This window comes from Streptococcus sp. 27098_8_23 (assembly GCF_041432195.1).
Lineage (GTDB): Bacteria > Bacillota > Bacilli > Lactobacillales > Streptococcaceae > Streptococcus.
On sequence record NZ_JAPVZF010000006.1, the window covers coordinates 40,141 to 64,128 of the forward strand.

The following is a 23,988-nucleotide window of genomic DNA, read 5'->3' on the forward strand; positions in this document are numbered from 1 at the left end:
CCCAGTCTAATTTCCTGTAAATTTGCTAATCAATTCCTGCCACTTTGCTGGAGACAAAATCGCCCATGGATCCTGTCCCTTTCCTAGGATGCCATAACCAACCATCAAGCCGATTCCTAAAGCCAGAAAGCCTAGCAATAGTACGATAAAAATCAACAGTAAACGACGGAGTACATAGCGTAAGTTTTTATTCTTCTTCATCATTTGCCTCGATTCGCTGAATCTTCGCTCCTAGCTGAGCCAATTTCTCATGGAAACGGTAGTAACCTCTATCAAGGTGGACTAATTTACCAACAACTGTCTCCCCTTGCGCTACTAAACCTGTCAGAATCAAGGCCGCACTGGCGCGAAGGTCCGTTGATAAAACTTCTGCCCCCTGTAAAGCCTGTCCCCCAACAATACGAGCTGTGTCACGGATAATCTCTGAGTGCAAGCCCATACGGCGCATTTCCTCCAAGTGTTGGAAGCGATTCTCAAACACTGTTTCCACCATGGTGGATTCCCCTTTTGCGACTGTCATCAGAGCTGTAAATTGCGCCTGCATATCTGTTGGGAATCCTGGATGTGGTAAAGTTTTTACATGAACAGCCTTGAGATTTTCAAGTTGAGAACGAACACGGATGCCTTCTGATTCCTCTGTCACTTCAACGCCCATTTCAAGTAGTTTTGAAATCAAGGGGCGATTGTGTTCCCAGACTGCATCACGAACGAGGACATCTCCACCAGTCATAGCTGCCGCTACCATAAAGGTTCCGGCTTCGATACGATCCTGTACGACACTGTGAGTCGTACCATGGAGTTCCTCGACACCAGTTACTGTGATTGTTTCAGTACCAGCTCCCTTGACCTTGGCTCCCATTTCATTAAGGAGAATAGCGAGGTCAACAATTTCTGGCTCACGCGCAGCATTTTCAATGACCGTCACACCATCAGCTAGAGTCGCTGCCATCATCAGGTTTTGTGTTGCACCAACACTAGGAAAGTCCATGTAGATATGAGCGCCATGCAGGCGTTCTGCCTTAGCTTCGATGTAACCAGCTGTCTGGGTGATCTTTGCCCCCATAGCTTCCAAACCTTTGAGGTGGAGGTCGATTGGACGACTCCCGATGGTACATCCCCCTGGCATAGAAACTTTGGCATGGCCTACACGAGCAAGGATTGGCCCCAAGACAACGATGGATGCACGCATCTTGCTGACATACTTGTAAGGAGCCTCCCCTGTAATGTCACCAGTCGCATCAACCTCGACAACATGTGCTTCCTCATCAAAGTCCACCTTGGCATTCAGACCACGAACTACTTGATTCATGGTGAAAACATCTGACAAGATTGGGACGTTCTGCAAGACTGTCTTACCCTTGCTTGCTAGAATAGTCGCCGCCAACAAAGGCAAGACTGCATTCTTTGCTCCCTCGATCGTCACACTCCCGACCAGACGATTATCTCCGCCTTGAACCACAATTTTTTCCATAGTTGTTTCCTTTACTTTTGATTTTATAATAGTCCTCTAAGTGCTTCTTGCCACAGTTGGTACAAACTGATAAAGAATGAACTCAAGATGTAGCCCATCACAATACTAAAGAAGCCTACCAACAAACGAACCTTTTTTGTGTTAGTAGCGGTCACTTTTAAAACCTTTTCCCATCTCACAAGATCCTTCAAAAGGTAAAAACTCAAATAAATAAAGAGTATATGACTACTTAGAGTGAATAATAATTGAACCATTTGACTATTATACCATCTTATCCGCTTGCGCGCTAGTTTTCGATTTTTCTACGAATTAGGGATTGTTTTTAAGGTAATCAATTGCATCCTGTAAGGTCTTAACCGGAACGATTTTCATCTCTGTTTTGATCGTTTTAGCAGCTTCTAGGGCTGTTTCATAGTTGCTTTTCGCATTGGGATCTGCTTTTTTTGCTTCCTCAGTGACTGGATTGTCAGGGGCAAAAAAGATGTTGGCTCCCTGACGAGAGGCTGCAACTACTTTTTTATCAATTCCACCGATGTCGCCAACATTTCCATCGCGATCAATGGTTCCCGTTCCCGCAACGATGCGGCCATTACGAAGTCCTGGATCTGCTATCTGGGTGTAAATAGCTAGACTAAACATAAGACCAGCACTTGGCCCGCCGATACCAGCTGTTGAAAAGCGAATGGGAACGTCACTGGTCACTTCTGTACGGTCAATCAAGCCAATCCCAATCCCGTTTTTTCCGTTTTCGAGAGTGATAATTTTACCTTCTGCAGACTTGACTTTTCCGTCTTCTTCATAGGTTACCTTGACCGTGTCCCCTAATTGTTGAGAGTTGACATAGTCGACCAAGTCTTTTGAACTATCAAATGTTTTGTCATTAACAGCCGTCACGGTATCTGCTATGTTCAGAATGCCCTTAAAAGTTGAATTGTCTGTCACGGTTAAAACGTAAACTCCCAGATACTTGAGTTCGATATCCTTTCCAGCCGTCTTTAATCCTTGATACTTGGCCATGTTTTGAGAAGTTTGCATGTAGAACTGATTGATTCGCATAAACTCTGCATCCGTAGAGCCACCCGTAGTCTCCTTGGCACTTCTAATATCCGTGAAAGGTGTTAACCAAGCATAGACAAGATGCGATAGGGTTGCGTGTCGAATACCGACTGTCACAAACTGGTAAGCTCCTGCTTCTGTGTCTTCTGTTTCATTGACTTTCAAAACGCGACGAATATCTTCCGCTCCACCTGGAACTTCTATGTAGTAAGGTAAAGGTACTACAAAGGCTAAAAAAGTCAATACTAGTGCTAGGATGACATATAAGGGCCATCTAGTTTTTTTCTTCATGTTCTAATTCCTCCACAACACTGTTTGGGACATATTGCTGAATCTCCTGACCAAACTTCAGAAGTTCTCTCACGGCCGAAGAGCTGATATAAAGATGCTCTGGGCGGCTATATAGGTAAATGGTTTCGATTTCTGGAGCCAGTTGATGATTGTAGTAGTCAAAGCTAGACTCGTATTGCAAGTCGGTGGTATTTCGCAAGCCACGGACAAGGATCTTAGCACCCAGTCTTCTTGCAACATCAACGACTAGTTGATCATGAGAAGCCAGCACCTCTACATTATCTAAATGCGCCACCGCTTTTTCGACTGCCCGTTTGCGGTTTTCAACAGGGAGAAAGCCTTGTTTGTGGGGATTGTAGAACACCCCGACATAGAGCTTATCAAAGAGTTTGCTGGCACGTTCAATGATATCCAGATGTCCATTTGTCATAGGATCAAATGAACCTGTAAATAATCCAATTTTATCTGACATAGACCGTCACCTTACTAATCCCATATATTTTTTCCTTCCAGATACCTAAGCAGGCGATTTCTTCTGGTAGTTCTACAGACTTATCGGTTTCACAGACAACCATGATCTCTTCGGAGAAAAGGTTTCTTTCTGCCATTTTTTCGATATCTGCAACGATTTGTTCCTTGGCATAGGGAGGGTCTAAAAAGACCAGGTCAAAGGGACCTTTCACTTGCTCCAAGGCTCGGTCAGCCTCCATCTTTAAGAACTGAAATTTGGAAGCTTCCTTGGTCATTTGGATATTTTCAGCGATGACAGCTTGTGCCTTTCGATCCCGTTCCACTAAGACAGCATGGGACATCCCACGCGAGACTGCCTCAATGGATAAGCCACCACTGCCAGCATAGAGATCCAAAACACGACCACCCTCAAAATAGGGACCTATCATGTTAAAGATAGCTCCACGCACCTTATCTGATGTCGGCCTCGTCGTCTTGCCTTCTAGCGTCTTGAGGGGACGCCCTCCGTAGATTCCTGATACGATTTTCATACCGTTTATTATACCAAATTATAGGCAAAAAGAGAAAGAAAACCGAACCTTGCGGTTCGATTCTCTACAAAATATTTTCGTACGTATCGCGAACTTCTTGAGGCCAAACACTGGTCTGAACCTCTCCGATGTGTTTCTTACGAAGAAGGAACATGGCCATCCGAGACTGTCCGATCCCTCCACCGATTGTCAGTGGAAAAAGGCCGTTAAGCAGGGCTTTATGCCATTCCAGCTCAAGACGATCTTCGTCTCCTGTAAGAGCCACTTGGCGACGAAGGGTATCCTCATCTACCCGAATCCCCATTGATGAAAGTTCAAAGGCACAACCAAGAGATTCGTTCCAAACGAGAATATCGCCATTCAACCCCTTGTAGCCATTTTCAGACTCTGTTGTCCAGTCATCGTAGTCAGGTGCACGGCCATCATGAGGTTTTCCGTCAGGCAACTCGCCACCGATACCAATCAAGAAGACTGCACCAAACTCTTTACAGATTGCATTTTCACGCTCTTTTGGTGTCAAGTCTGGGTAACGTTCTACCAACTCTTCTGTATGGATAAAGGTGATTTGCTTTGGCAAGATGGATTCGATATCATAGCGGGCTTCTACGGCTAGCTCTGTCAGACGAATAGCCTTGTAAATCTTCTCAACGGTTTCTTTGAGATAGGCGATATTGCGTTGACCATTTGGGATAACCTTCTCCCAGTCCCACTGGTCCACATAAACTGAGTGGGTCGCATCAAGCGAATCTTCGTCTGGACGAAGGGCCTTCATGTGAACAAATAGACCCTCACCTTCACCGAAACCAAAACGAGCCAAGGTGTGGCGTTTCCATTTGGCAAGTGAGTGAACGACTTCATAGGTTTCATCTGGAATCTGCAAAACCTTGACAGATACTGGATTTTCGACACCTGACAGGTTGTCCTGCATCCCATCTCCGACCTTGCTCAAGATAGGACCTTGAACTTCAACAACTTCTAACTTATCTTTCAAATACTGGGTAAAGGTATTTTTAACAAAGGAAATTTCTTCTTGTTGATGAATAAAACTTTTCTTCATAAACAGCTCCTCAAAAATTAGTTAAAAGCATTATACACCTATTTCCAAGAAAAGAAAAGAGTAAATAAGAAAAAGTCAGTGCTCTTTTGAACACTGACTCTGACATTCATTAATCGTTTCGACCAAAGATTCGTAAGATGCTAAGGAAGAGGTTGATAAAGTCTAGGTAGATGCTAAGCGCCATTGAGATGACCCATCCTGTCGCTACTTGTCCTCGTGACTGTTCATAAACATAGCGAATCTTTTGGTTATCCCAAGCAATCAAACCTGAGAAGACCAAGACCATGGCAATACTAATCATGTAGTCAAAGAAGCTATTGGCTAAAAATAGATTCACAACCATGGCAATGATGAGACCAACAAGCGCCGCCATCAAAGCTCGGCCCATTCCACTCAAATCTTTCTTAGTGAAAATTCCGATTGCCGCCATGACAAAGAAGAGAAGGGCGCTGGATACAAAGGCTGATAAGACGGTCCCAGGTGTATAGAAGGCTACGACAAAGCTAAGGGTAAAACCATTTAAAACAGAATAAACTAAAAATACTGGGAGAGCTGCTGGGCTATTTTTTGCAGCCATGCTACTTGCAACAAAGACTAGAGCAAGTTCTGCAAAAGTTGCAATCATCAACCAGAGACGGCCATGCATTAAAAAGTAGACTAATTGGGACTGAAAGACTGTCAACATCAAAGCTGACACGAGAGCCGATAGACCAATCCCAAGTCCCACAAAAGCATAAACCTTAGCGTAAAATTGATTAAGACCTGAACGTTCTTGAATAATCGTTTGATTCATTCTGATTCTCCTTTTTCTATAAATATGTCTTGATTATAACAAAGATTTTATAAATTAGCTAAAATAAAACATCAAAATTCCTGCTGCAACTGCTACGTTGAGACTTTCTGCTCGGCCTTTCATGCCAATATGAACCAGCTGATCAGCACTCTCAGCCATGACAGAACTAATCCCCTGCCCTTCATTTCCCATGACTAAAACAAAGTTCTCTAGTGAAGAAAGCTCACGATAATCCTTTGACTCTCTCGATAAGGTCGTTGCCAGAATGGGCAAATTGCTCTTCTTTGCCTCTTCTACAAAGCTGACAAGAGGCATACGATAGATAGGCAAATGAAAATGACTTCCTTGCATGGAACGCAGGGTCTTGAGACTGTATATATCTGCTGACTTGTCTGAAACAATAACCCCTGTAAAACCTGCCGCATCCGCCGTCCGAATCATGGTGCCCACATTTCCAGGATCTTGAACATCCTCTAAAAATAGATACTTGCCCTGATGGAGATCAGGCAGTCCCACTTCTTCTTTTTGAATCACTGCAACAATGCCTTGAGGAGTTTGCGTATCTGCCAAATCTAGCAAAATCTCCTCTGAAACCCAAATAGTTTGAGGAAAAGCAGCCAACTGTTCCCTATAACTCTTCAGAGCAAAAATCTTCTCAATCGTCACTCCAGCTTGAACAGCTTCTTCAAACAAGTGCCAGCCCTCAATCAAATAAGCAGACTTTCGATATTTTTTTTGATGTAATTTCTTAGCATTTTTTACCACAGAATTGGCTTTTGAGGTTATAATAGTCATAGAAATATTATAACACAATCAAAGGGGTTTGGTATGCAAAAGGTTAGAATGATTGCCCAAGGCAGGGTGCAGGGTGTTGGTTTTCGTTGGGGTGTTGTTACTTTAGCTCTTGAAATCGGTGGCATCACTGGTCGTGTCTGGAATAACGACGATGGCACAGTGGAAATTCTTGCTCAGGCAGACTCCTCTGCCACTATGGCAAAATTTATCCAAGAAATCCGAAAAGGTCCGACACCTTTTTCAAAAGTTACCTATCTAGATGTACAAATGAGCAACTTTTCATCCTATTCGGACTTCAAAGTCGCAAATTAGGTCTCTAGAACTATTGTATATTTTACAAAAAAACAGTAGAATAGAAAGGTATAATTTTTAAAGAAGGAATGAAAACATTGAAATCTATTAAACGTTTTGCCCTCTCTGCTATGGGAGTGGCTATGCTACTCGTCTTGTCAGGTTGTGTCCAAGTAGACAAAGCCACAGGACAACCCACAGGATTGATTTGGAATACCATCGGAGCACCTATGGCTGAAGCCATCAAATACTTCGCTACTGATAAAGGTCTAGGCTTTGGTGTGGCTATCATTATCGTAACCATTATCGTGCGCTTGATTATCTTGCCACTTGGTATCTACCAATCATGGAAGGCAACACTTCACTCTGAAAAGATGAATGCCCTCAAACATGTCCTTGAGCCACATCAAACACGTCTCAAAGAGGCAACAACTCAAGAAGAAAAACTAGAAGCCCAACAAGCTCTCTTTGCAGCTCAGAAAGAACACGGCATCAGCATGTTCGGTGGAGTAGGATGTTTCCCTATCCTCATTCAAATGCCATTCTTCTCTGCTATCTACTTTGCAGCCCAATACACTGATGGTGTAGCTAGCTCTACTTTCTTGGGTATCAATCTTGGTTCCCCAAGTATGATCCTTGTCGCCTTCGCTGGTATCCTCTACTATCTCCAATCACTCCTCTCACTTCATGGAGTAGAAGACGAGATGCAAAGAGATCAACTAAAAAGAATGATTTACGTGAGTCCACTCATGATTGTCGTCTTCTCCCTCTTCGCACCAGCCAGTGTGACGCTTTACTGGGTTGTCGGTGGTTTCATGATGATTCTCCAACAGTTCATCGTTAACTATGTTGTTCGTCCAAAACTTCGCAAAAAAGTTCGTGAAGAATTTGCCAAAAATCCACCAAAAGCAAGTTCATTTTCAACTGGAGGAGGACGCAAAGATGTCACTCCAAACCAAGCAACTGCGATTATGACCAATAAGAAACATAAAAAACGCAATGCTGGTAAACAACATTCTAGAAAATAAGAAAAAGCTTAGCTGAAAGGCTAAGTCTTTTTGCATCACAAAAGCCCGATGTCTCCATCAGGCTTCTTTTTTATCCATGAACACGTTTCATGTAGTCTTGATAGCTCTCTGTATCCATGAGTTTTTTAGCATTCTTAACGCGGTCTGCTGTTGGTGGTTTGACCCCTTCGAGCGAATAAGGAATTCCTAGTTCACGCCACTTGAATTCTCCCATCGTGTGATAAGGTAGGATTTCAAACTTGTCAACGTTTTTGAGGGTTTTGACGAATTTACCGAGTTCGATCAAATCCTCATCTCTATCTGTCAATCCTGGAACCAGCACATGGCGAATCCAAACAGGCTTCCCGATATCTGATAGGTACTGGGCACAGGCCAAGATGTTTTTATTAGTTTGGCTGGTAACAATCCTGTGTTGTTCATCGTTGATTTCCTTGATATCCAGGAGAACCAAATCTGTCACAGCCATGAGTTTATTAAACTTTTCGAGATAACGTGGTTTATTACGGAACGGAAGGGCACAAGTATCCAAGGTACAGTGGATTCCTTTTTCCTTGGCCTTGGTAAAAAGGGCAATCAAGAAATCAATCTGTAAGAGGGCTTCTCCTCCACTGACAGTGATTCCTCCCTTGTCTCCCCAGAAACCACGGTAGCGAAGGGCTTCTGACAAAACATCGTCTACTGTCCGTCTTCGTGATTTATTGGTCTCCATAGCCCATGTATCGGGGTTATGGCAGTACTGGCAACGCATCTGACAGCCCTGCAAAAAGACAATAAACCGAATCCCAGGGCCATCTACCGCCCCAAAACTCTCTGTCGAATGCACCATTCCTGTCACTTGTCCATAGTCAATTGTTTCTTCAGACATATCGTCACCTTCCTTGAAACCGTTTTATAGTTTTATTATATCACGAGTAAGGTGAAAAACAAGGTTTTTTTGTCTATTTTTTAGAAAGCAATCTGTTTTTCACTTTCATTTTCAATTTCTTTTAATGATCCGATTCCAAATCAAAACCATACAAGGTTGCAAAATAGTCCTCAGGGCGCTCTGCACGGCGGATTTGGCGGGCTTTGCCTTCTTCGGTATAGAGGATTTCTGCCGAGCGTAGTTTGGCATTGTACTGATAACCCATGGAGAATCCATGGGCACCTGTATCATGAATTACCAGCAAATCACCGATTTCTGTATGAGGTAGTTCGCGATTAATGGCAAATTTATCATTGTTTTCACAGAGTGAACCGACCACATCTACCACCTCAACAGGGCCGTCTGGATGAGTAAGATTAGTGATATGGTGGTAGGCCCCATACATGGCTGGGCGCATGAGGTTGACTGCTGAGGCGTCCACACCCAGATAGGTACGATAGGTTTTTTTCTTATGAGTGACTCTTGTGACGAGAGCTCCATGAGGGGCTAACATAAAGCGACCCAATTCGGTGAAAATCTTAACCTGACCAAGACCTGCTGGCGTAAGGACTTCCTCATAAATCTTACGCACCCCTTCACCAATCACAGCAATGTCATTTGGCTCCTGATCTGGACGGTAATTGACTCCGATTCCGCCGGAAAGATTGATAAAGTCTAGTGAAATGCCCAACTTTTCCTTGATTTCAACAGCCAATTCAAAGAGCTGACGCGCCAACTCTGGGTAGTAGAGATGGGTGACGGTATTGGATGCTAGGAAAGAGTGAATCCCAAAAGTCTTGGCTCCTTTTTCCTTCAAAATCGCAAAGGCTTCAAAAAGCTGGTCCTTGGTCATGCCAAACTTGGCTTCTCCAGGATTGTCCATGATATCTGTTCCTAGCTCAAAAACGCCACCAGGATTGTAACGACAGGAGATGATTTCTGGAATGCCTGCTGCACGCTCTAAATGTTCAATATCTTCAAAGGCATCCAAGTTAATGGTTGCGCCCAATTCACGCGCATAAGCGTACTCTTGGTCTGGGGTGTTGTTTGAAGAGAACATGATCTCAGAACCGGGGAAATCCAGTTTGTGGCTCATCAAGAGCTCCACGTAACTAGAACAGTCCACACCACAACCTTCCTCTTGGAGGATTTTCAAGATGGCTGGAGTTGGAGTGGCCTTGACTGCAAAATATTCTTTAAAGCCCTTGTTCCAGGAAAAGGCCTGGTTGACTGCTCTTGCTTTTTCACGAATCCCCTTCTCATCATACAAGTGAAAGGGTGTTGGGAATTCGGAAACAATCGTTTCTAAATCTTCTCGACTGATAAATGGTGTTTTCATAAGCATCCTTCTATTCTGTTTGCAAAGAAAGGCTGGGACAATCGTTCCAACCTTTAGTTCTATCTCTTATTTGTCTTCGTCAAAGATATTTCCAATCTCAACATCGATGGATTGGTTCTTAACATCAATATTGGTTACTTTCAAGAGTGACTTGTAATCAAACTGCTTTTCACGTTCTTCTTGGGCATTGTCTGCAAAGACTGCGACACCAGCTAGTTCAGAGTCAAACTCACGCAAGAGACTAATCATCCCGTTGACCGTTCCGCCACCTTTCAAGAAGTCATCCACAATCAAGACACGACTTCCTGCCTTGAGACTGCGTTTTGAAAGGAACATTTTCTCAATACGGTCACCGCTGGAACCTGAAACATAGTTGACGCTGACCGTTGAACCTTCGGTAATTTTCAAGTCACGGCGCACAATGACAAATGGAACATTGAGGACATTGGCAACTGCATTTGCAAGTGGCACACCTTTTGTTGCTACTGTCATAACGGCATCGATTTTTTGGTCCATAAAGCTCTTGGCAATGATGCGCCCAATATTTTTCAAAATGGCAGGTGTACTGAGCAAATCAGACAGGTAGATGTAGCCACCTGGCAAGATACGGTCGCTTTCTGAAAGTTTGTCACGCAAGTCTGCGATCATTTCTTTAGCTTCATGACTCGAGATTGATGGTGTAAAGATAACACCACCACCTGCTCCAGTCACAGTCTGAATATGGCCGATTTCAATTTCCTCAAAGGCACGCTTGATAATCACGATGTCCTCTGAAATCGATGATTTAGCAGATTCGTACTTTTCTGCAAAGGTATTGAGACTTGTTAGTTTGTATGGATTATTAATCAAATAGTTGGAAATGACAACCATCCGATCACTTCTTCTTAATTTCATTTTTATTTACCATTCCATTTTATTTTGATATTTTATCCATTATACCACATTCACATAAAAAAACGAACATTATTGCGTAAAAAATGCTCGTTTTTCTTAAATTATTAATCTAAATCTGGTTTATAGAAGGAACGATTGTCCATAGCGAAGATTTTATTGGTCATCTCTCCTTTGTCCACCAAAGCTAGAGCTGTTGACATCATCATCATGCTGGCATCTAGATTGTCAATCATATGGATAATCTCTGCTTCCATAATGCGTGGACGAACTGGACTTCCATACTCCAGCAAGCCATGATGACTGAGGATGACATGGCGCAGTAACACCACTTCTTCTCTAGTATCATCGATGCCTAGTTCCATGACTGTCTTAGTAATTTCACTATCGATGAGAGCAATATGTCCAAGGAGATTGCCTCGCACTGTGTACTCCGTCTGGTCTGGTCCCGTCAACTCAATAACCTTGGCCAAGTCATGCAACATAATTCCCGCATAGAGGAGGCTCTTGTTGAGCTGAGGGTAGATGTCGCTAATGGCATCTGCCAAGCGCACCATGGTTGCTGTATGATAGGCCAAACCCGTCTCAAAGGCATGGTGGTTGGTCTTGGCAGCTGGATAGGAGTAGAATTCCTTATCATACTTGGTGTAGAGACTGCGAACGATACGCTGCCAGACAGGATTTTCAATCTTGAAAATCATTTGTGACATGTAGTCACGGATTTCCTTGACATCAACTGGAGATTTAACCTTGAAGTCAGCTGGATCATTGGGTTCCCCAGGCTGAGGTAAACGAAGAGTAATTTGATTGACTTGAGGAGTGTTATTGTAAACTTCTCGACGCCCCTGCATGTGGACGACTTTCCCTGCGGTAAAGGCCTCAACGTTATGAGGTTGGGCATCCCAGAGTTTTCCTTCAATCTCGCCACTATCGTCTTGGAAGGTAAAGGCTAGGTAATTTTTCCCAGCACGCGTCTGTCTCAGGTCAGCTGACTTGATCAGGTAAAAGCCTTCAAACAGCTCATCTTTTTTCATGTGACTAATCTTCATATTCTTCCTCATTTTCTTGGAAATGGAGTAGATCAAGCGCAGGCTCACCTTCTGATAACTCAATGTGACGGAGCGTCCGCTCAATAGCTGTGGTGCGACGGTTTAATAATTCATCAATATTGCCAGAGGCATGTTGAAGATGTTTTTGTGCCTTGACCAAAATGCCTCCAAATTTGCCAAACTCGGTCTTGACACTAGCTAGGGTCTTGCTGATATGATCTGCACTCTTTTGGATATTGAGAGTCTTGAAGCCAACTGATAGAGAGTTAAGCAGGGCTGATAGGGTACTTGGACCAGCGACAATAATCTGCTCCTCCCGTCTCAAATCATCAAAGAAGACCGGATTGCGGACGATCTCTGAGTAAAGTCCTTCTGTCGGAACAAACAAGACTCCAAAATTGGTCGTCCGAGGTGGCGCTATGTACTTGCTCTTGATATCCTTGGCAAAGCGCTTGACGCTTGCTAGGAGTGACTTGCGACAGCGTTCGATCTCGTCCTTATCGCCTGCTTCATAGGCTTCTTCCAAGCGGTAGTAATCCGCCAGTGGAAACTTGGAGTCAATTGGCAGGTAGACATATTCTTGGTCACCCTGTCCAGGCAACTTGATAGCGTACTCTACTCGCTCGCTAGAGTTTTCAACCGTTGCGTATTCTCGTTCGTACTGGGCAGGTGTCATGATATCTTCAATAATTTGCCCCAGTTGCAATTCACCCAGAATACCTCGCGTTTTAGTTCCTGAGAGAACCTTGTTGAGGGCTCCGACATCACGGGCAACCGTCTGCATTTCTCCAAGACCACGATTGACAGACTCCAGTTGTTTGGAAACTGTCTCAAAGGAAGCCTGCAAACGCGTCTGCAAGGTCTTTTCTAGTTTTTCCTCGACTGTTTGGCGCATTTGTTCTAGGCGTTGCTCATTTGATTCCTGCAAGGCTTGGAGACGTTGGTCGGTCTTGTCTCTGGTTTGGAGGAGATTATCTGTCATTTCTTGACGGACTTGAGTCAAGCCTTGATGCAATTCCATTCGTACTTCCTGCAAGCGGTCACTGACAGCCACTTCCAAGTCTTTTTGATCTAGCTGGCTGGCTTGCCTGGCTTGTTCAAAGCGGTAATCTAATTGATCTGAAAGATTGTCTGCCTGGTCTTCCAAACTCTTGACTAGATATTTGTCTTGCTTATCCTGCCTCTGCCAAATGAGAAAGAGCCCAGCTAGGTTGGCAATTAATAATAGTAGTAATACAGTCTCCATCCTACCTCCTGTCCTTGCTATGCAGCACGACGACATAGCCATCTGGGCAAGTTACCGAAACTTCCCTATCTATATATTCGTTAGAAGCGTACACTTTTTTGAAGAAAAAATTTTCCTCTGTCAACTCATACTTGGCTCCGATAATGGTCAACTGACTATCCCGAACCGGAATAAAGGCTAGATAGTCATAGTCTGAACGAGGCTCTAGCTGACTGGTCCCTTCTGGACAATAGATAATCACATTTTGCCCATCCTCAATCGCTATCTGGCGCATATAGGGTGCCAACTTGGGATTGCTAGGCAGAAAGACATTAGCCAGCATATGGTCAATTCGACCACCCAAAGCCCCAAAAATAGTCACCTGAGCCTGAGAATTTTGCTCAAAGATGGTCAAGAGAGCCAATTCCAGATCTGTATCATCCTTTTCTGGCTGGGCTTGAACAAAATGTTGGGCACATTTTTGAATCAACTGACGTTCGTCTGCAGTCACCGAATCAAAATCCCCAACTGCTAGAGTGAGAGGCAGATCTTCTTCCAAGACCCAGAGCGAACCGCGATCCACACCGACAAAGCAATCAAAATCCGTCCGATAATGACCGCGATCTCCGCCGGCAAAAACAGCAACCCTAGTCCAGTTTTTTTCTGAGATTTTGCACTCGTTCATTGACATCTCCCTTAAAGACATAGGATCCTGCTACAAAAACGGTCGCTCCAGCTTCTTTGGCTTGAGCAATGGTTTGATCATCAATACCGCCATCGACTTCAATCTCAAAGCTCAAACCTTTTTCCTCACGAAGGGCAACCAACTCACGAATCTTATCCATGGTTTCAGGTAGAAAGGCTTGCCCGCCGAAGCCAGGGTTAACCGTCATCACCAAAACTTGGTCAACTAGGTGAAGTACGTGTTTGATAGCTTCAACCGGCGTACCAGGGTTAATGACAACAGAAGGTTTGACACCTAGAGAACGAATCTTTTGAAGAGCACCATGGATATGAGGTGTTGCTTCAACATGAATGCTGATGATATCTGCACCTGCACGCGCAAAGTCTTCTAGATGATGCTCTGGATTAGCTACCATCAAGTGGCAGTCAAAGACCATCTTGCTATGAGGACGAAGAGCTTCGACCACACCTGCACCAAAACTGATTTGCGGTACAAAGTGACCATCCATGATATCGATATGGGCATATTCTGCACCAGTTGCTTCTAGGCGTTTGATTTCACGTTCAAAGTTGGCATAATCTGCTGCCAGAATTGACGGAGCAATCTTGTATTGAGACATCTGTTTCTCCTTATTTTGGAATTTTTTTGCTGACTTTTTTGTAGGTTTCTCTGCGATTTTCAATCTCACTGAGAAATTGCAGGTAGTTGTCAAAACGGAAGGTTGCAATGGTTCCTTCTTCTACAGCTGGCTTAACCGCACAGGACGGTTCATGGGTATGGGTACAAGTACGGAATTTACAGTCTCGACTGACACTGGCAATCTCTGGAAAGGCCTGATTGAGGTCTTCAGCCGTTGACACTTCATAATCCAGTGATGAAAATCCTGGCGTGTCCGCGATTTTACCCCCATTGAGATTGTAAAAACTAACAGCTCGAGTGGTATGGCGACCACGACCTAGACTGTCTGAGATCTCTCCTGTTTCAAGATTGAGATCTGGTGCGATTTTATTGAGGAGTGTTGATTTTCCAACACCTGTCTGCCCCATAAAGACCGTCACTTTTCCTGTCAACAAAGGTAGGAGTTCCTCTTTACTAGTCACAAAGTCATAGCCGATGTCACCATAAGTCTGTTCATAAAAATCCAGTTCTCCCCTATCTTCCAGCAAGTCCATTTTAGAAATATAAACGATAGGATGGATGCCCTTGTGTTCCAGAAGAACCAAGAAACGATCCAACAAGTTGCTGTTGAAGTCCGGTTCCTTGACGGACATGATTACCACAGCTTGGTCAATATTAACAATAGGCGGACGGACCAGACTGTTTTTCCGTTCGTGTATATTGAGGATATAACCTTCGGAATTTTCCTCAGCAGAGAAATCTACCCAGTCCCCAACGTAGGGCGTGTGGCCTTTTTTACGGAAATTCCCACGCGCGCGTGTCTGATAGACTTGGCCATCACTCTCCACATAATAGAAGCCCGCCAAGGCTTTAATGATTTGTCCCTGCATCTTAGAGTCCTTGTCCTTTGAGCGCATCTGCCAGACTAGCAAATTCTGCCAAGCTGAGAGCTTCACCACGCACAGATGGAGACAAGCCTGCCTGATCCAAAGCCTTGGTCAGTTTGTCCTTGATTTCTTCGGTCTTCCCAAAATAACCTGTCAGGTTATTCCACAAGGTCTTGCGACGATGGGTGAAACTAGCCTTGGAAACCTTAAAGAAGAAGTTCTCATCTTTCACTGCTACAGCTGGCTCTGGACGACGCACCATTTTCAGGATAGCTGAGTCTACGTTTGGCGCTGGCACAAAGACCGTACGAGGCACGATAAAGGCAACCTTGGCTGTCATGTAATACTGCACAGCAATCGACAAACTACCGTAAGCCTTGGTATTTGGCTGTGCTGAGATACGGTCCGCCACTTCTTTTTGCATCATAACGACAAACTCACTAAAAGGAATGCCACTTTCAATCAAGTGCATGAGAATAGGCGTTGTGATATAGTAAGGTAAGTTGGCTACCACCTTGATTGGCAGGTCTGGATTTTTGAAATTCTGGATATGCTGCGCCAAGTCAACTTTGAGAATGTCCTCGTTGACTACGGTCACATTATCAAAATCACGCAGGGTATCCGCTAAAATCGGTACCAAACGGTGGTCAATCTCAAAAGCCATGACCTCTGCCGCACGCTCAGTCAAAAATTCTGTCAAGGCACCAATTCCTGGACCGATTTCAATGACATTAACCTGATCATCAATCTCAGCTGTATCCACGATTTTTTGAAGAATATTGGTATCCGTCAGGAAATTTTGCCCAAAGGACTTTTTAAAGGTAAAACCGTGACGCTCCAGCACCGCCTTGGTCACGCTATAATCTGCAATTCTCATTTATTCTCTTTTCTATTTGTTAGCTAAAAACAATCTATAAACCCAAACAATTACCAACACCAAGAGAAACCAAAATCTCAAAGGAATATGGTACTCGTCATCTTTAGATTCGGCACCGTTCTCATTAAGCACTTGCTCATCTTCTTTACGTGGTGCTAGCTTATTTTCTTGGCCTTGCGCTTGCTCGTCTTCTTGATATTGCTCTTGCTTTTGATTCTCTTCTTGATATTGCTCTTGCTTTTGATTCTCTTCTTGACCTTGTGCTTGTTTTTCTTCTTGCTCTTGTTCTTGCTTATCTTTTGGGCCTTGCATTTTCTTCAATTCATCTTGGTATGCAACCGAGTCTAGAATATTATCTTCTGGCAATAATTTTGAGGCATAATAATCAGGAAATCCCATAGCAGACCAAATTACGTTCTTTTCTGTTAAAGAAAAATCCAATTCTTGGGGTTGATTTTCCTGAATGGCTCGGATATTTTTTATAAGCTTACGCGAAGCTGTAGTCAATCCATCCATATCAGCAACTTCTAAAACATCAAATCCTAGCATGTCACCTGCTTTGACATTTGCAAGAATATAGCGAACAAAATCATCATATAGTTGCAAGGTCTGAGGAGCGTTCTGTTCTAAAAAGGAGCGATTTTGGGTGGCCTTTTTCTGGAATTTTTCAATAGGAAGTAAGATATTAAATTTTTTCCATAGAATATTAGGCATTCGCACATCTTTTTCATCCCAAAATAATTGCCAAAAATAAGGAATAGTGTAAACTCCCTCCGTTAAAATACGTACATCTTTCCCGTTTTTTAAATAAATATAACTTCTATTTGCCATATCGTTTCCTTTCACCATTTTTATGAAGGCTTTGCCTTCCGTCAAAGTCACTCCAACAGGGCCAACTGTTTAGAACGCCTCTTGTTGTCAAAAAATCAATGCATATTGTTCTAATTTTCATTCATTATCTTTTAAGAAAATCATTTATTCTCTTTTCTAATAGGAACGGCGATATATCCAAACAAATTCATTTCCTCTGGAACTCTGATGAATCAGGTCTTTTAAATAGATATTGGGATTCGTCAGTTCTTTTGTTTCTGTATGATAGCTTGTTATTGTCTGCCCACCATGTCGGAGAAGCCACTCTGTATCCAATCTAGGCAAATATCTGTCCTTTTGAAGAAAATCATAAAATTCCTCTACTGTTATGTCCTCAGGAACTTCAAGTTCTACCTTGTGAGGCAGAACATCATCCCCCATACAGATAGACTCTCTATCAACGATTATTTTCATCTCTTGATCAGCCTTTAGCTCTTCCTTCTAGTTCCTCACTGAACTGTTGCATTTCTTTAAACGCTTTGTCACTGACATAAACACCCGCTTTATAATACTCAGTCTGGTTAATGGCATAGTCAAAGATTTCAATCATGCCTCCAGCGTTTTCAATCATCGCGCTCCAATTTTCATCGAAAACCATTCGCAAACGTTTCCAATCCGTAAACACTGAAACCGAATTTCGTCCATTTTTTCCTTCTCTAGTCGGAAGATTAAATGTAGCGGATTCTTCTAAAACATGAGCATTACTTTCCTGACTAGGTTCAGGAAATCCTGATGATGCATTTATAGGAAGAAGGAATTTAGCTTTTGGCATTGCCATTGAAAAGAACTTATAATAGAGTTTATAAATTAATTCTTCCTCTTCTGTAGTCGGTCTATCCATCTGTCCCATCAAAAGCATCCATCTCACAATATCAGGGTTCATAACAGGAACTTGTATCTCTGGCAAGCCTGAAAAATCTGGTTTTTGAACTAAAATGGAAGAACTTATACTAACTTCTTTGGTATTAAAGAATGCTCCTAAAGCACCATTCAAGTAAAAGGCTGTCCCAAGAAAATTCTCAATTCCTTTTTTATCTTCCGTATTTTCAATCCGTTTTACCACTTTTAATTGGTTTTCAATTGTTTCCTTATACTGATGATACCAACGAGGGGTAAATAGCATAATCATTGGGTCAGTGCATAGATAGCCTTCGTCACCTCTATCATATGTAGTTGAGAAAAGATAAGGTTCCCCAGTATTTTCTGAATAAACAGCATAAATCGAATCTGCTTCTAGCAACTTGTCCTTGACAATTTCTGCTAGACGCTCTGACTTACGAGTATTTTCTTGATTGCTCTCTCCACTTTTTGGTTTTTGACGGCAATCCCATAAAAAAGCCTGTAAAATTTCGATACTATCATCAAGACTAAGATTCTGATAGTCCTCATCGCTTACTTTACCTTCTTGAATAGTCACAAAAGTTCGATAGAGAGCATAAGCATAGCTAGATAAACGCTTTTTTTCATCTACACCAGGACTATAGAGCACACTTCCCTTTTTTAACTTAGCTAGAGAGGAAAACATATCGATCTCTAGATAAACTAACTCCTCATCTCTAAGAGATTCCACATCTTTGTTTTGGCAAGTAAGTTTTTTTACAACTACAGTTTCAAGAGTATCCATACCTTGATCGGGATTGCAAAACTGAAGACGATCACCAACTGTCAAACTCCCTTCCAAAGTCGCAGCAATCAGTAATTCCCTCTTTTCTTTCATTGGAAAGAACCCCAAAACTCCTAGACAAGCATCTCCTTTGGTTTCTTCTGTTGTCTTCTGTGCTTCTGTCTTATTAAAAAAATTAAAAATTCCCATTGCTTTTCCTCATTAATTTCACCCAAGTGCTGATTTTATCAATTATCTTTCTTATCAGGCATGGTATTGAGCATAGTTGAAGCATATGCTATTACCTCTATTGTAACACATTTCCTTTGTATTTTTGGGCTATCTGGTTATTGTTATCGCTTTTCAGGACTCTCCAAACAGATTTCGATATCTAAATTTCTTTCCACTATTGAAGTAAGCTTAAAATTTATTTTTCTAATTCTTTATAGATTGTCTCTTGAAAAGGTCAGTTGTTCAAGTAAGGAATAGAGTTCTGCTTGCTCCGCTTCTTCATAAGCAAATCTATTTGCTTTTACTTCCCTGCATTTCTCGTCATACAGAAAACCGTCATGGCCATCTTCTGTAGATAAGGCTGTGTAGACTTTGGCCATTTCTTCAGGACTAATCGAAAATCTTGACTTGATTTTATACAAATTTTTCATAAAAGTGCTGAGGTGATCATAGCGGCGCATATCAACTTTGACATTGGTCACACGGATTGCCTGAATTTTGATACCATTCCAATGTTTCCGCATATAAAGCGACAGCATCAACAAGGCTAGTTTATTCTGATAATAGGTCTTGGCAGGACTATAATGTTTTTGACCAGCTAAATTTTCAAAATCAAGCTTCATGAAGGGATAAAGCATCAACCCTTGGGAAGAAATATTAATAATCCGACCACTCTCAGATTTTTCCAACAAACCTTTCAACAAGATAGAAAGCAAGAAAGGGGCGACAACATTGGTCGCAAATTGCTTTTCTAATCCCTCTCTAGTCAGGATGGGCTTTTTGACTGACAAATCAAAATCAGCCGCATTGTTAATCAGAACGTCTAGAACGTCTTCTTTTTGAATATACTGTTCCGCCGCTTTTCTGATACTCTTCATATCAGATAGATCAACCAATATATAATCTATATGTGGATTTCCTGTCTGCTGACGAATTTCCTCACAAGCTTGCTCGGCAGCTTCTTTCCGTCTACAAAAGAGAGTTACCGACCAGCCCTTTTCAGCCAACTGTTTAGCAGACTGGTAGCCAATACCACTATTGCCACCCGTAATAATTACTTTTTTCATTCCTTACTCCGTTAGTCTGAATACTTAGCCATCACTTCTTCCACTTCTGCCAAGGTTATCCCAAATAACTCTAAGCGCTTGAGGAGTTGCTTGCCGTTGGAATAGCCGATGCGGAGCTGTTCGCCTAGATACTCTCGGCGTCTACGGCTGTCTGCTCCCGCTAGGAAACCTAGGCGAATCAAGTCAGCACGACTGATGTCAAACTCGTTCTTGTTTTCAAATTGCTCTGTCACCTGAACGAGCGCTATTTTTAGATCTTCATAGCTGGCGTGTTCAATTCCCAGAGAACGTCCCTTGGACTTGGATTTGGGAACAGCCTCATCTCGCTTGAGGAAGGCATGCTGGACTGTTGGAATGGCCGTCATAATCATGCGCCGAATGCGTTCCCCATTAAAATCTGGATCTGTAAAGACAATGACTCCATGCAATTCATGCAGGCGCTGAATGCGTTCTATATCCTGATCATTTATTGCGGAACCTCGTGTTTCATAGGTCTCTACATCAAAGTAACGTTTGAGATTAGCTGTATCATCCCGTCCTTCGACCACGATGACTTGGGAAATTTTCTCTTTCATGATTGTTTTTCCAATCCAAAAATACGCTCGGCATTGGCACTTGTCACAGCAGCTAATTCTTCTGTCGTCATGCCACGCAAGTCGGCGATAAAGTTCACCACGTATCGTGTGTAGGCTGTTTTGTTTTCACGGCCACGTTTTGGTACTGGAGCTAAATAGGGTGCATCCGTTTCTACCAAAATTTTATCCAAAGGAAGCTCTCTAGCAGCTTCTTGGATATCCGTCGCTTTCTTAAAGGTCACCACACCTGAGAAAGAAATGGTCATGCCAAGCTCGACAAACTTCTCAGCCCACTCAAGAGAACCTGAAAATGAATGCATGATGCCACCACGAGGACCGACGCCCTCACTCTTGATAATCTCATAAGTGTCTTCTAGCGCATCACGAGTGTGGACCACAAAAGGCAAATTCAAATCCTTAGACAACTGAATCTGACGGCGAAAAACCTGTTCCTGCACTTCCTTAGGTGCTGTCATCCAATGGTAGTCCAGTCCAATCTCACCTAAAGCAACAACCTTGGGATGTTTTAGTTTTTCAAGCAAGTAAGCTTCGACCTCGTCTGTGTAAGTCCCTGCTTCCGTCGGATGCCAGCCAATAGTTGCGTAGAGCTGCTCATACTCATCTGCCAACTCTAGGGCTCGTTCAATGGTTGGCTTATCAAAACCAACAATATTCATCTGTGTCACACCCATCTCAGCAGCCAAGGCGATTTCTTCTGCCTCACGTCCTGCAAATTCTTCTACATTTAAATGTGTGTGCGTATCAAAAATATCCAAACTATATTTCCTTCTCTTTCCTCAATGTTCCTTAGCTACCAAAAGAAAAGACTTTCTCTCTTCTATACTTCCCTAGTTTCTATTCACTTTGGTTAGTACTTGGTTAGTTCTATGGTTAGCATCTACAGATGAATTTGATTAAGTTTCTCTCTCAATTCATCTTGTATATTTTTTGTTACATGACTATAGATCCTTAAAGTGATAGATTCATCTCTATGTCCAACTCGCTCCATAATAGCCTTTATGGGTATCCCTAGTTCAGCCAATAAACTAATATGCGAATGTCTAAGCATGTGAATATTATAGGATCTGTGCCCACCCAACACTACTTCACAAATATTTTTGATAAATCTATATAATAAAGGCTGTCTCATAATGTTACCTTGCTCAGTCACAAAGATGAACTCCTCATCAAAACAGTTACTACGAAAGTACTCGATAATTTCCAAGCAACGTTCACTTAGTACTATCGTCCTGACAGAACCTACTGTTTTCGTTGTCTGTAAGATTCTCTCATCATATCCATGAGCAACATAATCTATTGTATGATCAATTGTTAAAAGATTCGCTTTGAAGTTTACATCTTGATAGCGAACCCCTATAAACTCTGTAAAACGAAGACCAGTTAAAAAGATAAATTCCATTGCCAAAGCATAACGCTTATCTTTATTGTGACTTTCACAATACGATAAAACCTGTCCTAGTTCCTCTCTACTAATGAAATTATCCTTAGCTTTTTGCAACTTCTCATAGTCTGCTTTCTGCTTCGGAATTACCACCCCTTTAACTGGTGAGTCAGAAATATATCCGACCTTTACAGCATAATCAAAGATACCATTCAAGTATATTTTTCGATTTTTTCTTGTTGAATTTTGAACATTCAAATTCATTAGATATGTTTGAACTAGCTGAGTGGTGTAATCTGATATTCTCAAATTTCCTACTGCTCCCATGAAAAGCTCTAAACTTTTCATCTCACTTCTATAACTAGAAGATTTTATCTCACTGGAACGAATCGTTTTCCATTCTTCCAATAGTTGACTAAAAATCATTTCTTCTAGTTGTTTCTTTTCAACTTCCTCTTTTGTAGGGGCGGTTAGAAGTTTTTCGATTTTTAGCGCTAAACGACGTTTTGCTTCTGCTTGAGAAACTCTAGATTTTGATTTTAGAGTCACAGAGACTTGCTTCCACTTTCCCTCTCGTTCATGATAGAATTTCTCATAATAACGGTATTTACCATTATCTAATTTTTTAAAAAACATTTCTTCTCCTTGTACTTTTAAAGCAAAGGAAAGCTATGTAGCATAGCTTAATTATAACATAACTACATAGCTTCCTCATATTTCTTTTGTTTATAAAGAAGAAATTCCTTATAACCTTCAACATTTATATATACTCTCTTATGAGAAGGCTTCAAAATGTATCCTTGGAATTTTTCATTTCTTCGCATTTCTGTTAGATCATTGTTTAAGGTTTTTAACGGAACATCAAATAATTCCGTAATCCCTTTCTTGCTTTTATATATATTTTTCATAAATTTCTCCTATTCTGATATAATAGGGATGGTAAAAGAGATTCTCTTTTATTACCTACTTAGCTTGTCAGTTGCTCCGCTAAAAGTGTCTGACAGGCTTTTATGTTATCATAAAACTCGGTAGTATATTCTTTCACACCATAAGGAGTATCATGTTTTGTAGTACGTGAAAATGTCGGAGGACTGTTAATTTTATAAGTTTCCATAAGCTCACCCTTTGTTGTTGTCATTTCCAAAGGCTTTTTAATTCCTCTGCTAGTTCGATAAATTCTGATACCCTTGGGGTACATGTATAGGCGCGCACCTTTTATAATTGCTTTGTTTTGTGAACCCTCATCACCTATCTGCAAATTAGACAAATAAGCAATCAAATAATTCCCAACCTTATCAGCTCTCTTTAACCTCTTGGTCTTTGTAAAACCTTTCCCCCACATCTTGGCAAGGTCATTGTTAGGAATTGTTAGTTCGGAATCGTTCTTTAATAACACATGCAAATGCCACCTTCCACTAGCTTGTGGTTCAATGACCGTAATATAATCAACATTTCCAAACTGATTACGAATGCGTCGAATGAACGCTTTGAAATCCATGTAAACTATAGCCGGATCGGTAACATGGTCTTGATAAGTCAACGTTATCCATAACTGGTTGATACCTCCCGTAAAATTATGAGCTACTAGACGGCGTAGTTTTTTCATAGTCTGTTTAGTAGACTTCAAATTATCGAGTCGTGTACTACTGGAAGTATCCATAGCGTGAATTTCTCCGGTCTCAAGATTTACGTAACGCTTGCCTTCTATCACTTTGATAATTTGTTCTTGTTGGCCGTTGGCTGTAGTCATTTCTACGGTATCACCATAAACATAGGCTTTAACCAATTTATTGGGAAAAATTTGATTCATAATGTCACCTTTCGTTGTGCTAATGTTTGACGCTTATCAAGTTAATGAGTCAAACTAACGATGTTTAAATTTATTCCATGGTTTATTGACAATAGGAACCCTAAGATTATAAAACTGATTGTGTTGGCACGACGAACAAAGTTCGACCGCACCACCACAACCAGTCTAATTC

At 42.0% G+C, this 23,988-nt stretch carries 28 protein-coding genes and 1 pseudogene; 2 read left to right on the top strand and 27 right to left on the bottom strand.

The features are described 5' to 3' along the window. Positions 1 to 6 precede the first annotated feature (6 nt). The 9 genes from O3652_RS08000 to O3652_RS08040 all read right to left on the bottom strand — a co-directional run bounded on the left by O3652_RS08000 (position 7) and on the right by O3652_RS08040 (position 6,464). Entirely contained in the window at positions 7 to 201 is a 195-nt protein-coding gene (locus O3652_RS08000) for a DNA-directed RNA polymerase subunit beta (RefSeq protein WP_000739701.1), read from the bottom strand. Then, the gene (gene murA, locus O3652_RS08005; protein WP_000411922.1) at positions 188 to 1,471 is read right to left on the bottom strand and encodes a UDP-N-acetylglucosamine 1-carboxyvinyltransferase; all 1,284 of its coding nucleotides are present in this window, start codon (positions 1,469 to 1,471) and stop codon (positions 188 to 190) included. Before murA ends, O3652_RS08000 begins: the two co-directional genes overlap by 14 nt. 23 nt (positions 1,472 to 1,494) lie before the next feature. Next, a complete protein-coding gene (locus O3652_RS08010) occupies positions 1,495 to 1,725 on the bottom strand; it encodes a DUF1146 family protein (protein WP_002892633.1) in 231 nt (76 codons plus the stop codon). Between the two features lie 55 nt (positions 1,726 to 1,780). After that, positions 1,781 to 2,818: a SepM family pheromone-processing serine protease gene (locus O3652_RS08015; protein ID WP_000730772.1), complete on the bottom strand. Its 1,038-nt coding sequence runs from the start codon at positions 2,816 to 2,818 to the stop codon at positions 1,781 to 1,783. Then, positions 2,802 to 3,290 carry a pantetheine-phosphate adenylyltransferase gene (coaD, locus tag O3652_RS08020; RefSeq protein ID WP_125413406.1) on the bottom strand — a complete coding sequence of 163 codons (489 nt, stop codon included), beginning with the start codon at positions 3,288 to 3,290 and terminating at the stop codon, positions 2,802 to 2,804. Before coaD ends, O3652_RS08015 begins: the two co-directional genes overlap by 17 nt. Then, positions 3,280 to 3,819, bottom strand: coding sequence for a 16S rRNA (guanine(966)-N(2))-methyltransferase RsmD (rsmD, locus tag O3652_RS08025; protein ID WP_070656921.1), 540 nt, complete (start codon positions 3,817 to 3,819; stop codon positions 3,280 to 3,282). The genes coaD and rsmD overlap by 11 nt, the downstream gene beginning before the upstream one ends. A 64-nt stretch (positions 3,820 to 3,883) precedes the next feature. Then, positions 3,884 to 4,876, bottom strand: a complete 993-nt coding sequence (gene asnA / locus O3652_RS08030) for an aspartate--ammonia ligase (protein WP_000747998.1) — start codon at positions 4,874 to 4,876, stop codon at positions 3,884 to 3,886. Positions 4,877 to 4,985: 109 nt separating this feature from the next. Then, positions 4,986 to 5,669 (bottom strand): Bax inhibitor-1/YccA family protein, encoded by a 684-nt coding sequence (locus O3652_RS08035; RefSeq protein ID WP_001076870.1) that lies wholly within the window; start codon positions 5,667 to 5,669, stop codon positions 4,986 to 4,988. Positions 5,670 to 5,723: 54 nt separating this feature from the next. After that, positions 5,724 to 6,464 carry an RNA methyltransferase gene (locus tag O3652_RS08040; RefSeq protein WP_125413405.1) on the bottom strand — a complete coding sequence of 247 codons (741 nt, stop codon included), beginning with the start codon at positions 6,462 to 6,464 and terminating at the stop codon, positions 5,724 to 5,726. Between the two features lie 33 nt (positions 6,465 to 6,497). Here O3652_RS08040 and O3652_RS08045 point away from each other — a divergent pair, with 33 nt between their 5' ends. Together O3652_RS08045 and yidC are read left to right on the top strand one after the other, a co-directional pair. Continuing rightward, a complete protein-coding gene (locus O3652_RS08045; RefSeq protein WP_001174609.1) occupies positions 6,498 to 6,776 on the top strand; it encodes an acylphosphatase in 279 nt (92 codons plus the stop codon). 77 nt (positions 6,777 to 6,853) lie between these two features. Next, complete coding sequence (gene yidC / locus O3652_RS08050; protein WP_125413415.1) at positions 6,854 to 7,783, top strand: membrane protein insertase YidC; 930 nt, start codon at positions 6,854 to 6,856, stop codon at positions 7,781 to 7,783. Positions 7,784 to 7,853: 70 nt separating this feature from the next. Here the strand turns inward: yidC and pflA are convergent, their stop codons facing one another. The 18 genes and pseudogenes from pflA to O3652_RS08140 form a co-directional block, all read right to left on the bottom strand. Further along, positions 7,854 to 8,648, bottom strand: a complete 795-nt coding sequence (gene pflA, locus O3652_RS08055) for a pyruvate formate-lyase-activating protein (RefSeq protein ID WP_125413404.1) — start codon at positions 8,646 to 8,648, stop codon at positions 7,854 to 7,856. 121 nt (positions 8,649 to 8,769) lie between these two features. Further along, positions 8,770 to 10,026, bottom strand: coding sequence for a diaminopimelate decarboxylase (locus O3652_RS08060; RefSeq protein ID WP_125413403.1), 1,257 nt, complete (start codon positions 10,024 to 10,026; stop codon positions 8,770 to 8,772). A gap of 66 nt (positions 10,027 to 10,092) precedes the next feature. After that, a complete protein-coding gene (gene purR, locus O3652_RS08065; RefSeq protein ID WP_002874197.1) occupies positions 10,093 to 10,920 on the bottom strand; it encodes a pur operon repressor in 828 nt (275 codons plus the stop codon). A gap of 104 nt (positions 10,921 to 11,024) precedes the next feature. After that, complete coding sequence (locus O3652_RS08070; protein ID WP_125413402.1) at positions 11,025 to 11,966, bottom strand: 3'-5' exoribonuclease YhaM family protein; 942 nt, start codon at positions 11,964 to 11,966, stop codon at positions 11,025 to 11,027. Beyond that, positions 11,956 to 13,212, bottom strand: a complete 1,257-nt coding sequence (gene rmuC / locus O3652_RS08075; protein ID WP_185755880.1) for a DNA recombination protein RmuC — start codon at positions 13,210 to 13,212, stop codon at positions 11,956 to 11,958. The genes O3652_RS08070 and rmuC overlap by 11 nt, the downstream gene beginning before the upstream one ends. Before the next feature lies 1 nt (position 13,213). Then, entirely contained in the window at positions 13,214 to 13,876 is a 663-nt protein-coding gene (locus O3652_RS08080) for a thiamine diphosphokinase (RefSeq protein ID WP_125413400.1), read from the bottom strand. Beyond that, the gene (gene rpe / locus O3652_RS08085) at positions 13,839 to 14,495 is read right to left on the bottom strand and encodes a ribulose-phosphate 3-epimerase (RefSeq protein ID WP_125413399.1); all 657 of its coding nucleotides are present in this window, start codon (positions 14,493 to 14,495) and stop codon (positions 13,839 to 13,841) included. The genes O3652_RS08080 and rpe overlap by 38 nt, the downstream gene beginning before the upstream one ends. A gap of 10 nt (positions 14,496 to 14,505) precedes the next feature. Next, on the bottom strand, positions 14,506 to 15,384 hold the full coding sequence (rsgA, locus tag O3652_RS08090; protein WP_001161999.1) for a ribosome small subunit-dependent GTPase A: 879 nt from the start codon (positions 15,382 to 15,384) through the stop codon (positions 14,506 to 14,508). A gap of 1 nt (position 15,385) precedes the next feature. After that, positions 15,386 to 16,258 (bottom strand): 16S rRNA (adenine(1518)-N(6)/adenine(1519)-N(6))-dimethyltransferase RsmA, encoded by an 873-nt coding sequence (gene rsmA / locus O3652_RS08095; RefSeq protein WP_001216881.1) that lies wholly within the window; start codon positions 16,256 to 16,258, stop codon positions 15,386 to 15,388. Between the two features lie 12 nt (positions 16,259 to 16,270). Next, on the bottom strand, positions 16,271 to 17,089 hold the full coding sequence (locus O3652_RS08100; protein WP_371590271.1) for a dimethyladenosine transferase: 819 nt from the start codon (positions 17,087 to 17,089) through the stop codon (positions 16,271 to 16,273). Between the two features lie 156 nt (positions 17,090 to 17,245). After that, complete coding sequence (locus tag O3652_RS08105; protein WP_371590272.1) at positions 17,246 to 17,542, bottom strand: hypothetical protein; 297 nt, start codon at positions 17,540 to 17,542, stop codon at positions 17,246 to 17,248. 7 nt (positions 17,543 to 17,549) lie between these two features. Further along, positions 17,550 to 18,941, bottom strand: a complete 1,392-nt coding sequence (locus tag O3652_RS08110) for an SseB family protein (protein ID WP_371590273.1) — start codon at positions 18,939 to 18,941, stop codon at positions 17,550 to 17,552. 233 nt (positions 18,942 to 19,174) lie between these two features. Beyond that, positions 19,175 to 20,029: an SDR family NAD(P)-dependent oxidoreductase gene (locus O3652_RS08115; protein WP_371590274.1), complete on the bottom strand. Its 855-nt coding sequence runs from the start codon at positions 20,027 to 20,029 to the stop codon at positions 19,175 to 19,177. A gap of 11 nt (positions 20,030 to 20,040) precedes the next feature. Next, positions 20,041 to 20,604 carry a ribonuclease M5 gene (rnmV, locus tag O3652_RS08120; protein WP_125413394.1) on the bottom strand — a complete coding sequence of 188 codons (564 nt, stop codon included), beginning with the start codon at positions 20,602 to 20,604 and terminating at the stop codon, positions 20,041 to 20,043. Further along, complete coding sequence (locus O3652_RS08125; RefSeq protein ID WP_371590278.1) at positions 20,601 to 21,374, bottom strand: TatD family hydrolase; 774 nt, start codon at positions 21,372 to 21,374, stop codon at positions 20,601 to 20,603. The genes rnmV and O3652_RS08125 overlap by 4 nt, the downstream gene beginning before the upstream one ends. A 128-nt stretch (positions 21,375 to 21,502) precedes the next feature. Then, positions 21,503 to 22,642: a tyrosine-type recombinase/integrase gene (locus O3652_RS08130; RefSeq protein WP_371590275.1), complete on the bottom strand. Its 1,140-nt coding sequence runs from the start codon at positions 22,640 to 22,642 to the stop codon at positions 21,503 to 21,505. Between the two features lie 62 nt (positions 22,643 to 22,704). Next, positions 22,705 to 22,914: a hypothetical protein gene (locus O3652_RS08135; RefSeq protein ID WP_033585487.1), complete on the bottom strand. Its 210-nt coding sequence runs from the start codon at positions 22,912 to 22,914 to the stop codon at positions 22,705 to 22,707. A 51-nt stretch (positions 22,915 to 22,965) separates the two neighbouring features. Further along, positions 22,966 to 23,816: pseudogene (locus tag O3652_RS08140) on the bottom strand (replicative protein). Positions 23,817 to 23,988: the final 172 nt, after the last annotated feature.